13 protein-coding genes and 1 tRNA gene are annotated in these 14,480 nt (G+C 71.6%); 7 read left to right on the top strand and 7 right to left on the bottom strand.

The features are described 5' to 3' along the window. Positions 1 to 44 precede the first annotated feature (44 nt). From BIU91_RS02120 to BIU91_RS02105, 4 genes are all read right to left on the bottom strand, one after another. A complete protein-coding gene (locus tag BIU91_RS02120; protein ID WP_071404028.1) occupies positions 45 to 923 on the bottom strand; it encodes an aldo/keto reductase in 879 nt (292 codons plus the stop codon). 67 nt (positions 924 to 990) lie between these two features. Further along, on the bottom strand, positions 991 to 2,238 hold the full coding sequence (locus BIU91_RS02115; protein ID WP_071404027.1) for an FAD-dependent oxidoreductase: 1,248 nt from the start codon (positions 2,236 to 2,238) through the stop codon (positions 991 to 993). A gap of 141 nt (positions 2,239 to 2,379) precedes the next feature. Continuing rightward, positions 2,380 to 2,847: a DUF6264 family protein gene (locus BIU91_RS02110; protein ID WP_071404026.1), complete on the bottom strand. Its 468-nt coding sequence runs from the start codon at positions 2,845 to 2,847 to the stop codon at positions 2,380 to 2,382. A 10-nt stretch (positions 2,848 to 2,857) separates the two neighbouring features. Continuing rightward, positions 2,858 to 3,730 (bottom strand): CoA ester lyase, encoded by an 873-nt coding sequence (locus BIU91_RS02105; protein ID WP_017887994.1) that lies wholly within the window; start codon positions 3,728 to 3,730, stop codon positions 2,858 to 2,860. A 332-nt stretch (positions 3,731 to 4,062) separates the two neighbouring features. On the opposite strand from BIU91_RS02105, the gene BIU91_RS02100 reads away from it, so the two are divergent. Both BIU91_RS02100 and BIU91_RS02090 read left to right on the top strand, forming a co-directional pair. Then, positions 4,063 to 7,743 (top strand): AAA family ATPase, encoded by a 3,681-nt coding sequence (locus BIU91_RS02100; protein WP_253183665.1) that lies wholly within the window; start codon positions 4,063 to 4,065, stop codon positions 7,741 to 7,743. Between the two features lie 355 nt (positions 7,744 to 8,098). Next, on the top strand, positions 8,099 to 8,683 hold the full coding sequence (locus BIU91_RS02090; protein ID WP_051596961.1) for a CDP-alcohol phosphatidyltransferase family protein: 585 nt from the start codon (positions 8,099 to 8,101) through the stop codon (positions 8,681 to 8,683). 94 nt (positions 8,684 to 8,777) lie between these two features. Here the strand turns inward: BIU91_RS02090 and mscL are convergent, their stop codons facing one another. From mscL to BIU91_RS02075, 3 genes are all read right to left on the bottom strand, one after another. Beyond that, entirely contained in the window at positions 8,778 to 9,272 is a 495-nt protein-coding gene (mscL, locus tag BIU91_RS02085) for a large conductance mechanosensitive channel protein MscL (protein ID WP_071404023.1), read from the bottom strand. Positions 9,273 to 9,349: 77 nt separating this feature from the next. Next, the gene (locus BIU91_RS02080) at positions 9,350 to 9,640 is read right to left on the bottom strand and encodes an FmdB family zinc ribbon protein (RefSeq protein ID WP_027466562.1); all 291 of its coding nucleotides are present in this window, start codon (positions 9,638 to 9,640) and stop codon (positions 9,350 to 9,352) included. 1 nt (position 9,641) lies between these two features. Then, a complete protein-coding gene (locus tag BIU91_RS02075; RefSeq protein WP_071404022.1) occupies positions 9,642 to 10,226 on the bottom strand; it encodes a 5-formyltetrahydrofolate cyclo-ligase in 585 nt (194 codons plus the stop codon). Positions 10,227 to 10,340: 114 nt separating this feature from the next. Between BIU91_RS02075 and galU the strand changes: the two genes are divergently transcribed. From galU to BIU91_RS02050, 5 genes are all read left to right on the top strand, one after another. Continuing rightward, entirely contained in the window at positions 10,341 to 11,231 is an 891-nt protein-coding gene (gene galU, locus BIU91_RS02070; protein ID WP_027466560.1) for a UTP--glucose-1-phosphate uridylyltransferase GalU, read from the top strand. Positions 11,232 to 11,318: 87 nt separating this feature from the next. Continuing rightward, positions 11,319 to 11,978, top strand: a complete 660-nt coding sequence (locus BIU91_RS02065) for a GNAT family protein (RefSeq protein ID WP_071404021.1) — start codon at positions 11,319 to 11,321, stop codon at positions 11,976 to 11,978. A gap of 118 nt (positions 11,979 to 12,096) precedes the next feature. Continuing rightward, entirely contained in the window at positions 12,097 to 13,215 is a 1,119-nt protein-coding gene (locus tag BIU91_RS18720; RefSeq protein ID WP_071404020.1) for a hypothetical protein, read from the top strand. Positions 13,216 to 13,288: 73 nt separating this feature from the next. Next, positions 13,289 to 13,364 (top strand) — tRNA-Ala (locus tag BIU91_RS02055). Between the two features lie 214 nt (positions 13,365 to 13,578). Further along, complete coding sequence (locus BIU91_RS02050; protein ID WP_071404019.1) at positions 13,579 to 14,406, top strand: hypothetical protein; 828 nt, start codon at positions 13,579 to 13,581, stop codon at positions 14,404 to 14,406. The last annotated feature ends 74 nt before the right edge of the window (positions 14,407 to 14,480 follow it).

The raw sequence follows: 14,480 nt of genomic DNA, 5'->3' as shown, positions 1-14,480 counted from the left end.
CAGGAGCGGCGGGGCGTCGTGCTTCCCCCGTCGGGGAACGGGCGTCAGACGCCCGCGGGCTGCGAGGCGTCGAGGCGCGCGACGTCCTCCGGCCGCAGCCGCACGGTCGGCGCCGTGATCGAGTTCAGGATCGACTGCGGCCGCGACGCACCGGGGATCGGCACGACGACGTCGCTCTTCTGCAGCTCCCACGCCAGGGCGATGACCTGCGGGGTGACCCCACGGTCGCGGGCGATGTACGCGAAGTCCTCGAACGCCGTGCCGAGGTCCGCCGCGCTCCCGATGCCACCGAGGGGGCTCCACGGCAGGAACGCGATGCCGAGCTCGTCGCACAGCTCGAGTTCCGGCTCACTCGACCGGAACTTCGGCGAGTACTGGTTCTGCACCGACGCCAGGCGTCCGCCGAGGACCTCGTTCGCGGTGCGGATCTGGTCCGGGTCGGCGTTCGAGATGCCCGCCATCCGGATGACGCCCTCGTCGAGCAGCTCGGCGAGCGCCCCGATCGAGTCGGCGTACGGCACCGCCGGGTCGGGGCGGTGGAACTGGTACAGGCCGATCTGCTCGACGCCGAGCCGCTTCGCCGAGGCCTTCGCCGCCTCCTTCAGGTACTCCGGGTGCCCGTTCTGCGCCCAGTTGCCGGCCTCGGGGCGCAGGTGTCCGCCCTTCGTCGCGATGAGCACGTCCGAGGTGTCGTCGTGGAACTCCCGGACGGCCCGCGCGATGAGCTCCTCGTTGTGCCCCACCTCGTCGTGGCCGCCCAGGTGGTACGCGTCGGCGGTGTCGATGAGCGTGACACCGTTCTCGAGCGCTGCGTGGATCGTGGCGATGGACTGACGCTCGTCCGGTCGGCCCTCGATCGACATGGGCATCCCGCCCAGACCGATGGCGCTGACGGACACGTCTCCGATGACTCGTTGCTTCATCGGCCCAGCATGCGCCCGCCCCCGGCGCCGACGCCCAGTTCCCGCACCGACGCGCCACGAGCCCCCGTCACCGACGAGCCCACGACGGCGCGTGTTCCGGCAGCGGGCCGAACGCGATGCCGCGGGCGTAGAGGCCCCGGACCAGCGGGACCCAGCGCGCGAGCAGCACCGGGAGCAGCGGCGGACCATCCTGCAGGCCCCCGGCGAAGGCCCGTTCGAACACGACCCGGTGCAGCACGGCCTGCGCGGCCTGCACCAGGGCGGCGGGCGGGGTCCGACGACGCTGGACTGCTGCGAGCGCCCGGTCGAGGCCGTCACCGCGGAGCCCCCGTCGGAGCGCCGGCACCAGGATCGTCGCGGTCGCCACCGCGTCCTGCACCGCGAGGTTGATGCCGACCCCACCGGCGGGCGACATCGCGTGCGCGGCGTCCCCGATGCAGAGCAGCCCCGGGCGCCACCACCGGCGCAGGCGGTCCATCCGGACGTCGAGCACGTGCACGTCGTCCATCGAGGCGATCGCGTCGACCCGGTCCGCGAAGTCCGGTCGGAGCCGCGCCACACGGGCCCGGAAGGCCGTCACCCCCGCGGCACGCAGGGCCGGGTCCGAGCCCTTCGGCGCGAAGTACGCGACCTGGTGGTACTCCGGCCGCGGGAAGCTCAGCAGCACGTCCCGGTCCGAGAACGCGGGGGTGAGGGCGCTCGCCGCGTCCCCGGGGTGCCGGGGCAACCGGAACCACCAGGTGTCGAACGGCACCCGGAACGCTCGCGGCACGAGCCCGGCGGCGCGACGCAGCACCGAGTTCCGCCCGTCGCAGGCGATCACGACGTCGGCGCGGAGTTCCTCGGGTTCGCCGGTCCCGTCCCTCGACCGCAGGTGGACTCCGGTCACGACCCCGTTCTCCTCGATGAGCCCGGTCGCCGCGAGGCCCATCGAGATGCGGAACGACGGTTCCCGACGGGCGGCGGTCACGAGCAGGTCGAGCAGGTCCCACTGCGGCACCATCGCCACGTGGTCGTACGGCGGTGCGAGACGCGAGAAGTCACCGAGCAGCAGCCGTGAGCCGTCCGGCATCGGCAGCGAGAAGTCGTCGAGGCGTGACTGCGGCAGCGCTCGGAACGGTGCACCGAGGCCGAGTTCGTCGAGCAGCCGGATGGTCGAGGCGTGCACCGTGTCGCCCCGGAAGTCCCGGTTGAAGTCGTCGTGCCGCTCGAGCACACGCACGTCGACGCCGGCGCGGGCGAGCAGCAGCCCGAGGACGACCCCTGCGGGGCCGCCACCGACCACCGCGACCGTCGTCCGCGACACCGTCACCATGCCCCGGACGCTACCCCGCTCCGGACTGGAGGCGCGTGGCGGCCCCGCCCCGGGCCTCCAGTCCGGAACGCACGCGCGTTCTCGGACCCGACACGCGTCGGACGCCGGTGTCCGGACGGAAGGGTGGTGCCGGTGCGCCGGTCAGGCGCTGGCGGACACCGACGACGAGGCGGAACCGCTGTCGACGGCGTTCGCGAAGACGACCCCGCCCCACACGATGACGACGATCGCGAGCACGAAGCCGATCGCGGCGATCCACCACGAGGGCTTCCGCCGGATCCACGCGCCGACCGACAGCACGATCGTGGCGACCCCGATGACGAAGGCGCCACCGACCGCGATGGCCGCGCCACCGAAGTACCCGCCGGGCGTGCAGCCCGACGAGGCGTCGCACTCCGCCGTGGCCGAGGCGATCGCGACGATGCCGACGACCGCCGTGATCGCGGTCATGACGGCGCCGAACACCAGGAGCAGCACCGTCGAGATCCGGTCGGCGAGCTTCGCCGGCGGGAACAGCGTGGTGCCACCGCGCTCCCACGCCGCGCGCTGCGCGTCCGTGGGGCCGGAGGAGGACTGCGGCGGAGGGCCGGGGACGTTGGACCAGGTCATGCGTGCAGTCCTACCGCGCCTCGACCCCGAACGCCTGTGCGAGCCGCTGGATCTTCTGCGCCCGACCGAGCCGCGGCAGGTCGGAACCGTCGCGGATGACCCGGCCGCGGGCCTCGAAGTCGTCGAGGAAGTCCTGCGCCCAGGCGACGTCGGTCGGCGTGGGGGAGATGACCTCGTTGATGACGGGGAGCTGCTCGGTGTCCAGGCAGAGCTTGCCGGTGAGGCCGAGCGACACGGCCACCTGCGACTGCTCGCGGAGGATCGGGTGCGACGACCCGACCGTGGGGCCGTCGATCGGGCCCGGCAGGTCGCCGACGCGCGAGGCGACGACCAGCTTCGACCGCGGGTACGCCATCGCGAGCGTGTCGGCGCTGGTCCCGGTGTCGCGGCGGTAGTCGCCGGAACCGAAGGCCAGGCGGAACGCACCCTGCGCCTTGGCGATCGACACGGACTCCTCGATGCCCAGGGCCGACTCGACCAGGGCGATCACCGGCGTCTGGCCGCCGAGCCGGTGCCAGGTGTCGGTGACCTGGGCGGGGGACTCGGTCTTGGCGAGCATGACGCCCTGCAGCCCGGGCAGGCCGCGGAGCTCCTCGACGTCGTCCGCCCAGAAGTCCGTCGTGACGTCGTTGATGCGCACCCAGGCCTCGCCACCGCCGGCCAGCCAGGCGGCGACGCCCTGCCGGGCCGAGGGCTTGGCGGCGGGGTCGACGGCGTCCTCGATGTCCAGGATGATCTGGTCGGCGCGGGAGCGCTGGGACTTGTCGAACCGGTCGGTGGCGGTGCCGGACACCAGCAGCCACGACCGTGAGATCTCGGCGGGGACCGATCGACGCCGGTTCGGCGTGGGGGCGGACGGAGCGGTGCGGTCGTCGATGGCCATGCCCCGTTGGTACCACACCGGACGGGGCTGCCGTCGGATCGGGCGCGCCGCAGGTCGGGTCGGACGGTGGCGCACGTCGGGCCGGACGGCGGTCGCGTCCGTGCGGAAACCCCGAAACCTCGGTTCATTGCCAGAGAGGCCGTCCGGTTCCGCCTACAGTGTCGGATGTGTGGCGAGCGGACAGGGTGACCGACGGTGAGGACGACGTGAACGACGACGTCCCCGTCGAGGGTGCCCGCGCGCGCCCCGACGACGATCGAGACGAGCAGCAGGACGTGGACCAGGAACGGACCGACGACGAGCCGGACCGCACGCTCCGCCCGGAGCTGCAGATGACGAGCCCGCAGGCGATCAGCCTCGGCGACCCGCGGTTGCAGGCCGGCAACGCGGCCGAACCGACGTGGGACGGCTGGCGCACCCAGCTGACCGGTGTCGGCGGCACGAGCCCGCTCACGCACTTCAGCGACCACCCGCGCGCCCGCATCGAGCTCTCGACCACCCACCCGGGCGGTCTCGCGCAGTTCATCACCGGCAAGACGACCCTGCTGTCCAGCCTGATCCGCGACGAGGTGGCGCTCCGTGCCGCCCGCGTGGCCGCCGGACACGTTGAGGCGAAGGGCACCGAGCTGGCCACCGTGCGCGGCATCGACGCCGTGAAGCTCGGCATCGGCATGGCCGACTGGAAGCACGGCGACGAGCAGTTCCGCGGCCCGGTGCTCCTGCGCCCCCTGGCGATCCGCCGGCACGGACGCGACTTCGAGGTGCGCCTGCTCGGCGAACCGGTGCTCAACCCGGGCCTCGCCGACGCGCTGCACGAGCAGTTCGGGGTCATCCTCGACGCACAGTCCTTCGTGGCCCTCGCGCAGCAGGACGGCTCCTTCACGCCGAACCCCGTCATCGACCGCCTGCGTGGCCTGACCGCGCACATCCCCGGCTTCTCGGTGCACGCACGCCTCGTGGTGTCCACCTTCGCCGAGGTCGCGACCGGCATGGTCGAGGACACCGGCGACCTGTCGCACCCCGTGCTCGACGCCCTCGCCGGCAACCCGAGCGCGAAGTGGCAGGTCGAGCAGTCCTACCACCCGGTCGAGCAGACCCCGTCGGACGAGCGCAGCCCGGAGACCGACACGCTCCTGCTCGACGCCGACGACGAGCAGGAGAACGTGATCGCGCAGATCACGGCCGGCAACTCCATCGTCGTGAAGACCCTTCCAGGCACCGGTGGCACCCAGACCATCGTGAACGCCCTGGGTGGCCTGGTCGCCGCGAACAAGCGCGTGCTCGTCGTGAGCCCGCGCCGCGCGACCCTGCGGGGCATCGCCGCCCGCTTCGGCGAGGTCCAGCTGCCCGGGGTCGCGGTCACGCCGTCGACCCTGCGCCGTGACGTCGTCCGTGCCATCGCCCGGAACGAGAAGGCCGCGCGTCCGAACCTCCGCGAGGTCGACGACGCCCTGGTCCGCCTGCGCAAGGTGCTCAAGGACTACCGCGGCTCGCTCACCCGCAAGGACCCCGACTTCGGCGTCTCGGTGCTCGACTGCCTGGTGGAGCTGTCGCGCCTGTCGCTGCTGCCCGTCGCACCGTCGACCACCGCGCGCCTGTCGAAGCAGTCCGTCGCCTCGATGGTCGAGGGCCGCTCGCGCGTCGCCGAGACGATGGTCAGCGCCGCGAACCTCGGTGAGTTCCGCTACGGCCCCGACGACTCGCCCTGGTACGGCGCGAAGTTCGGTTCGAGCGACGGTGCCCAGCGTGCGCACCGCATCGCGAAGGACCTCGACGCCGACGGCCTGCCGACCCTGCTCCGCCGCGCCCACGACCTGGTGAGCTCGACGCACATGCGCCAGTTCACGACGATCAACGAGCTCGGCATCTACCTGCGCCTGCTCACCGAGATCCGCGACACGCTCGACCGCTTCCTGCCGGTGGTCTTCGACCGCTCGGTGTCCGAGCTCGTGGCCGCCACCGCGCCCCGCGGCGAGGGTGCCCCGATGTCGTCGACGAACCGTCGCCGGCTCAAGAAGCTCGCCCGCGAGTACGTCCGTCCGGGCGTGCACGTGTCCGACCTGCACGAGGCCCTGACCCGCGTCCAGCAGCAGCGGGTGCTCTGGCAGCGCTACGTCGCCGCCGGCGTGAACCCCGAGGTGCCCACGGGCATCGCCGACGTCCAGGTGCTGTTCTCGAACGTCGCCGAGGACCTCGCGCGACTCGACGAGCCGCTCGGCCGCACCGACCGTGACCGCCAGCTCGCGAACACCCCGGTCGACCAGCTCGTCCCGACCATCGCCGAGCTCGCCGCCGAGTCCGACGTCCTGCACAACCTGCAGGAGCGCACCGAGCTCATGCAGACCCTGCGCGACCTGCAGCTCGAACCGCTCATCACCGACCTGGCGAACCGGCACGTGCCGGACGTGCAGGTGCCGGCCGAGCTCGAGCTCGCCTGGTGGCAGTCCGCCCTCGAGACCATGCTCGAGTCCGACCGGGCACTGCTCGGCGCCAACACCGACATGCTCGACCGGGTCGAGGCCGACTTCCGCCTGGTGGACGACGCCCACGCGGCCGGGGTCTCCCAGGGCCTGGCGTGGCAGCTCGCCGAGAACTGGAAGGTCGGTCTCGTCGACTGGCCCGAGGAAGCGACCGCGCTCAAGACCCAGCTCCGCGACGGCGCGATCACCTCGCGCCTGCTGCAGGACTCCGCACCGCACCTGTCCCGGTCGATCGCACCCGTCTGGCTCGCCAGCCCGTACGAGGTGCCGCAGATCGCCGACACGATGCCCTTCGACACCGTGATCCTGGTCGACGCCGGCGCCGTGACGATCGCGGAGACCGTCGGTGCCGTCCGACGTGCCCGCCAGACCGTCGTGTTCGGTGACCCGGTCACCCAGACGCCGTCGCCGTTCCGCATCGCCGTGGACCCCGAGCACCGGGCGCTGCAGGTCGACGAGGGCACGCTCGACGCGTTCCACGCCGACTCCGCCCTGGCGAAGCTCTCCACCCTGCTGCCGACCCTGTCCCTGTCGCGGTCGTACCGCGCCGGCGGCGAGGACCTGGCCGAGCTCGTGAACCGTCGCTTCTACGGCGGCAAGATCGAGTCCCTGCCGTGGGCCGGCTCGTTCCTCGGCCACGGCTCGATCGCGCTCGACTACGTCAGCGACGGCAAGGCCGTGCCCGACCCCGAGTCCGGTGCCGTCGAGAGCGTCGATGCCGAGGTCGACCGCGTGGTCCGCCTCGTCATCGACCACGCCCGCACCCGTCCGACCGAGTCGCTCATGGTCATCACGGCGTCGGCGAAGCACGCCGTGCGCGTCGAGCAGGCCGTGCTGACCGCCGCCCAGGGCCACAAGGACCTGACCGAGTTCGTCATCGGCGACCGTGCCGAGCCGTTCATCGTGGCGACGCTCGAGCAGTCGGTGGCGCAGAGCCGCGACCGCGTCGTGTTCTCCATCGGCTACGGCCGCACCCCGCACGGTCGCGTGCTGCGCGACTTCGGTCCGCTCGGCAAGCCCGGCGGCGAGCGGCTGCTGGCGGTCGCGATGACCCGTGCGCGTCGCTCGATGGTCATCGTCACCTGCTTCCAGCCGTCGGACATCGAGGCCGAGCGCATGGGCCACGGCACCGTCGCCCTCGCCGAGATCCTGGCCGAGGTGCGTGCCCGCACCACCGCCGAGTACGTGCCGGACGACTCCGACCCGCTGCTCGTCGACCTGGCCCGGCGCCTCGAGATGCGTGGCATCCCGGTCGCGCTCGGACACCGCGGCAAGCTCGGCCTCGTCGCCGCGCACGGCGGGGTCTGCGTCACGATCGAGACCGACGCGTCGCTGGTCAAGGGATCGCTGCGCGAGTCCCTGCGCCTGCGCCCCGAGGTCCTCCGCCGACTCGGCTGGCACTACGTACGCGTGCACGCGTTCCAGCTGTTCTCCGACCCGGACCGCGTCGCCGACACCGTCGCGTCCGTGCTCGGGGTCGACCGCGGTGCCACGCAGGAGATCTCGATACCGCCGATCCCCGCCCGCCGATGAGCACGCAGGATCTCCATCCCGTCGTGCCCGGCATCGGCCCCGCGCGCCGATGAGCCGCCGGGCCTCGCGGCCCGCCGGTCCGGTGACGCCGGAGACGGACCAGCTGGTGGGCACGTGGACGCGAGTCGACGACGCGTCGTCAGCCGTGCCTCCCGTCCGTCCCGCCGCTGACGGAGGCGAGACGGCCGACCAGCCGGGATGCCCGGTGCGGCGCCGCAGACGCGTCACCACCCAGCCGGTGGCGGGCTACGACCCGACGCCGCCGCCGGAACCGGCGCGACACCGCGACGGCGAGAACGACGACCAGCTCCGGCGCGACGTCCCCCCGCACTGGTAACCGGTAGCCTGGCCCGTGATGACTGACACCGCGCGGCAGCGCCCCGACTGGCAGACCTGGCCGAACCTGATCACGCTGTTCCGCCTCGTGCTGATCCCGGTGTTCATCGGCCTCGTCGTCGCCGGCCACCCGGGGTGGGCGCTCGTCGCCCTCGTCGTGATCGGCGTGAGCGACTGGGCGGACGGCTTCATCGCCCGCAAGTTCGACCAGGGCTCCAAGCTCGGCAAGGCGATCGACCCCGTCGCGGACCGCCTGGCGATCATCGCGATCGTGCTGTCCCTGGTGCTCGTCGGCCTGCTGCCCTGGTGGGTGGTGGCCGTCGTCGTGCTCGTCGACCTCGTGCTCGTCGTCCTGTCGAGCGTGCTGTTCCACGGCAATCCGGACCTCGACGTCACGTGGACGGGCAAGATCCGCTCGGCCCTGCTGTTCGTCGGGCTGCCGGTGCTGCTGTTCTCCGCGGTGCACACCGTCGACGAGAACGCGCCGTGGGTCCGGGTCGTGGCCCTGGTGTTCGTGTACCTCGGCACCGCGGGGCACGTGCTCGCCGGCGCGCAGTACGCCGTCGCGATGTTCGCGAAGCGCCGCGCGGTCCCCGCCGCCTGACGGGCCCCAGCGCAAAACACCGGTGTTCACGCTGCGCACCGCGGTTTGCGGGTGTGCAGAGCGCGAACACCGGTGTCGTGCGACGGTGCCGGGGCTAGAGCTTCGTCGAACCGCCGATGCCGGGCCCCTCGGGAGCGTTCGACGGGGCGATGTGCGCGCCCGTGCTGGTCGCGCCGCCGTTCTGCGGGCGGAGCAGGTCGCGGATCTCGAGCAGCACCTCGACGTCGGTCGGGGGCACGTCCTGCGGGGTCTGCTCCTCGTCGTTCTTGACGCGCTCGAACGCCACCTTCTTCAGGTGGTTGACGGGCACGACGAGCGCGAAGTACACGACCGCGGCGACGATGACGAAGTTGATGACGGCGCCGATGATCGCGCCAAATTTCAGTTCTGCGTCTCCGCCGGAGATCGTGGGGATCGCGACGACCAGCGCCTTGTCGAGGCTCGAGGCGTTGAACACCGCACCGATGAGCGGGTTGATCAGTGCGCTGACGATCGTGCTGACGATCGCGGTGAACGCCGCACCGATGACGACTGCGACGGCCAGGTCGATGACGTTGCCGCGGAGCAGGAACTCCTTGAAGCCCTTCATGCGAGGGTCTCCTTCCGGGTCGAGGACGGCCGCCGAGTGGCGACGCGCCCCAACCTATCCGGAGAGCGCAGACCGCGTCAGGACGCGGCGGGCTTCGAGCCGCTGGGCTTCGACTCGGCCTTCTTCGCCGGCTCGGACTTCTTCGGCTCGGACTTCGCGGGGGTGCTCGACGAGCCCTCGGACTTCGGTGCAGGGCGCGAGTCGGTGCGGTAGAAGCCGCCGCCGTTGAAGGTCACGCCGACCGGGGAGAACACCTTGCGCAGGACGCCGCCGCAGACCGGGCACTCCGTCAGGGTGGCGTCGGAGAAGGACTGCTTGATGTCGAACGCGTTGTCGCACTCGGTGCAACGGTACGAGTAGGTGGGCACGTCAGCTCCGGAACGTGATGATGCGCGACGGCGTGATGATGCCGTCAACGGGTTCGTCGTGGGGTTCGCGCGGGACCTCGTCGAGGTACTCCGCGTCGAAGATCACAGCATAGACGGGCGGACGGTTCGCCATGGACCCGAGGGTCTTGTCGTAGTAGCCGCGCCCCCAGCCCATGCGGACGCCGTCGTGCCCGACCGCCGCCGCCGGGGCGAGGATCGCGTCGACGTCGTTGATCGCGAGCGGGGACAGGACCTCGCCGACGACCTCGGGCAGGCCGAGCAGGCTCTCGGTCTCGCTCTCGCCGTCGCCCACGGCCCAGTCGAGCAGCCCGTCCTCGCGGGTGATCGGCAGCAGCACGCGGATGCCCTGCCCGACCGCCCAGTTCAGGAACGGCCGGACGTTCGGCTCGTCCGGTGCGGACAGGTACAGGGCGAGGGACGTCACCTGGCGCTCCTCGACGAAGCGCTGCAGGGTCGCGGTCAGGGTCTCGGTGTCCGCGTCGCGTTCGGTCGTGGTCCGGGTGCGCCGCCGCTGCCGGAGTTCGGCTCGCAGGGCGCGCTTCTCGTTCCCGAGATCGGCGATCATGCGCAGGAGTCTACCGAGGGCCACGGTTGCGGCTTCCCGCCGGGAACACGCGGGGTCCCGTGTCCCCCGGAGCGACGACATGCCCTCGAAAGGGGGATCGGATACGGTCTGAGCATGGGCTTCCAGATTTCGAAGGCGGTGATCCCGGCCGCAGGGCTGGGTACCCGCTTCCTCCCCGCGACCAAGGCGATGCCGAAGGAGATGCTCCCCGTCGTCGACAAGCCGGCCATCCAGTACGTGGTGGAAGAGGCTGTCGGTGCCGGGCTGACCGACGTGCTGATGATCACCGGGCGCAACAAGAACGCGCTCGAGAACCACTTCGACCACGTGTCGGAGCTCGAGGAGACCCTCCGCAAGAAGGGCGACCACGAGAAGCTGCAGAAGGTGAACCAGTCGACGGACCTCGCCGACATGCACTACGTGCGACAGGGTGACCCGCTCGGCCTCGGCCACGCGGTGCTCCGCGCGAAGATGCACGTCGGCCGCGAGCCGTTCGCCGTGCTCCTCGGTGACGACATCATCGACGCTCGTGACCCGCTGCTCCAGCGCATGATCGAGGTCCAGGGCGAGAAGAACGCCACCATCGTGGCCCTGCTCGAGGTCCCCGAGTCGCAGACCCACCTGTACGGCATCGCCACGGTCGAGCCGACCGACACCGACGACGTGGTGAAGATCACCGGCCTCGTCGAGAAGCCCCCGCAGGGCGAGGCGCCCTCGAACCTGGCCATCATCGGCCGCTACGTCATCCGTCCCGAGGTCTTCGACGTCCTCGAGAAGCAGGAGCCGGGCAAGGGCGGCGAGATCCAGCTGACCGACGCGCTCATGAAGATGGCGAGCGCGGAAGAGTGGACCGGCGGCGTGTACGGCGTCGTGTTCCGTGGACGCCGGTACGACACGGGTGACAAACTCGACTACATCAAGGCGATCGTGCAGCTCGCCTCGGACCGCGATGACCTCGGCCCCGACCTCAAGTCGTGGCTGAAGGAGTTCAACGCGGGCGAATAGTCGGCCATCCCGCTCGGGTCCGGTGATCACGGACCCGGGCGGGACACCCCGTCCCGCACCGGGGCGGGACCCCGGAGGAACCCAGCGATGACGACGATCCCGACCCTGTCCCACGGGCGGGTCACCATCCGGCCCCTCCGGCTCCGCGACACCCGCGACCTCGACGCGGCACTCGCGACGAACCGTTCGTGGCTCCGCACCTGGGAGGCCACGAACCCCTCCGGACACGTCTCCACCGACGTCCGGGGCAGCATCCGCGCGCTCCAGGCCAACGCCCGCGCGGGACTCGGACTCCCGTTCGCGATGGAGCTCGACGGCCGCTTCGTCGGGCAGCTCAACGTCTCCGGCATCTCCTACGGCTCGCTCGCGAGTGCCTCCATCGGCTACTGGGTCGTCGAGGACGCCGCAGGCCACAACGTGACGCCGATCTCGGTCGCCCTCGCCGTCGACCACTGCTTCCGCTCGCTCGGCGTGCACCGGATCGAGGTCTGCATCCGGCCGGAGAACGCCCCGAGCCTGCGCGTCGTCGAGAAGCTCGGCTTCCGGTACGAGGGACTCCGTCGCCGGTACATCCACATCAACGGGGACTGGCGCGACCACTTCTGCTTCGCGCTGGTGGCGGAAGAGGTCCGCGGGGGCGTCCTCGAGCGCTGGGTCCAAGGGCAGGTGCCTCCCGGTGTGGGGACCGTGCCGCTCGCCGCACGCGACGAGGCCGCCATGCCGCTGGACACGACGCCCCGCATCTGACGTCCCACGTCTGACGGGCCTGGAGGCGCGGCTCGCCTCCCACGGATTCCGCCCCGACACGCGCAACACGCGTCCGGCAATGACGCGGCGCGGGAACCGCCGCCCCTACCGTGTTCGCATGGCAGGAATCGGCTCGTGGGGTGGCGGCATCGTCCTGCTCGTCGCGGCCGTCCTCTGGCTCGTCTACCTGATGCCGTCGTGGGCCGCCCGCCGCCAGTACCTGGCCACCGAGCGGAACGCCATCCGGCTGCAGCAGACCCTCCGGATCCTCGCGCAGACCGCCGAGCTGCCGGACGAGGTCCGCATCGAGATGAACGCGAAGTCCCTCGCCCAGGCGCAGCGCGTCGCCCGGTCCGAAGAGGCCAAGCGCACCGCCATCGTCCGGGCCCACGAAGCCGCGCGGCAGCGTGAGATCACCCGCCGCCTCGCCGAGCAGGCTCCGGTGCTCGAGCGGGCGTCCGCCGTGCCGGCCCTGACCGCGATGCGCATGCGCCGTTCCCGGCTCGGGGCAACCCTGTTCGGCACGCTCGGCGTCGTCATCGCCCTCGTGGTCTTCGTCGCGGCACCGTCGCTCTGGCTCGTCGGTGTCGCCGGCCTCGTCGCCGCCGGTGGGTCCGCAGCGGTCCTGGCCCAGCTGCACCAGGTGGCGACGGCACGGAAGCAGCGTCTCGCGGCCGCCGAGACGGGCGCGACCCGCGCCTCCCGGCCGTCCACCGCCTGGACGGACCCGGCGCCGCCGCTGTCGACCGAGCAGCCTGCTGAGCCCGCAGCAGACCGCTCCTGGACCCCGAACCACGTGCCGAAGCCCCTCTACGTGGAGCGACCGGCTGCTCCGGCCGCCTCGCCCGAATCGTCGGCGGAACTCGCTGCCCGCCTGAAGGAGCGCGTCGCCGCGGCCAAGGCGGAGGCCGAGGCCGAAGCTGCGGCGATCCGCGCCGGGGAGTCCGACCCGTCGCTGGCGCGGGTGTCGCGGATGCGACCCGAACTCGAAGAGGCTGCGGCGTCGCTGTCCGCGCACGACCAGGGGCGTCTGGCCGAGCGGCTCGGGCTCCGGGCCCCCGCCGCCCCTGCTGCGTCGGCCGGCGTTGCTCCTGGCGCTCCTGCTCCCGCCGCTCCTGCTCCCGCCGACGAGCCCGCCGGGCCGCCGAGCAAGTGGGCCGGCATGGGTGTCCTCGACGACGACGCCTACCAGCAGGCCGACCTCGACGCGATCATGCGACGGCGCCGCGCGGTCTGACCCGCGGCACGCCCGACGGGCCACCTGCGATTTCGGCTGGGCCGAACGAGGGTGCTAGTGTGGTCGAGCACTTGGGGCTATGGCGCAGTTGGTAGCGCGTCTCGTTCGCAATGAGAAGGTCAGGGGTTCGAATCCCCTTAGCTCCACCAGGTAGCAACCACGAGAACGGCCCGGAACCCACAGGTTCCGGGCCGTTCTGTCGTTGGCGGTCGTGTCGAGGGGATCGTCCTCCACAGGCCGATTCAGGTAGATCGTTCGACACAGTTCACGGACAGGTGTGGTGTGTTGTCCAACGCACCGCCCTAGACTCCCCGTGCGCCGGTGGGGCGCGGCCGACCGGTTCGGCCCGATCAGGGGGAGAGCATGTTCCGTATCAGTCGTCTCGTCGCGACCATCGCGACCACGGTGGTGGTGGCCGCCGGCATCGCCGTCGCCGGCCCGTCCTCGGGTGCATCCGCAGCGGTCACGCCGCTGGGTGTCGACATCTCCTGGCCGCAGTGCGGCAGCCAGGTGCCGACCGACCAGGCGTTCGGCATCGTGGGCGTCAACGAGTCCCTCGGCAACACCACGAACCCGTGCCTCGCCGAGCAGCTCGCCTGGTCGGCGAAGTCCGTCGGGGGTTCGGCCCAGCCGAAGACGCAGCTGTACGCGCTGTTCGCCAACCCTGGCCTCAAGGCGTCGGTCTGGCCCACCTCGAACCGGTACCAGAACACGGTGCCCACCAACCCGTTCGGCAAGTGCGTGACCAAGGGTGGCAAGAAGCAGGTCACCCTGGCGTGCTCGTTCATGTACGGCTACGCCCGTGGGTACGACGACGTCCAGAGCCGTGGCGTCCCGAACCCGTCCGCCTACCGCTGGTGGATCGACGTCGAGACCGGACTGTCCTACCAGCGCGACACCGCCCAGAACCGCGCGGCGATGCAGGGCATGATCGTCGGGCTCAAGACGGCCGGCGTGAAGCGGATCGGCCTCTACTCGACCACTTCGCAGTGGAAGACCATCGCCGGCACGGTCAAGTCGAACAGCCCGCTCTACGGCCGGTCGAACTGGATCGCGCTCGGCAAGAGCACGGTCACCAAAGCGCGGAAGGCCTGCTCCGGCACCCCGCTGCCCGGTGGCACCATCGCGATGGTCCAGGTCGTGGTGCCCTACGGGTCCGGCAGCATCGACCGCAACGTCTCCTGCACGTGATCGCACTGCCGTGACGTCGTGACGCGTGACGTCGTGACGTCGTGACGTCGTGATAGACGGGAGGCCCGGTGCCA

The sequence above is a fragment of the Curtobacterium sp. MMLR14_002 genome (assembly GCF_001864975.1).
GTDB lineage: Bacteria > Actinomycetota > Actinomycetes > Actinomycetales > Microbacteriaceae > Curtobacterium > Curtobacterium flaccumfaciens.
Note: the sequence above shows the minus strand (reverse complement) of the source record. Positions and strands in the feature narration are given on the sequence as shown.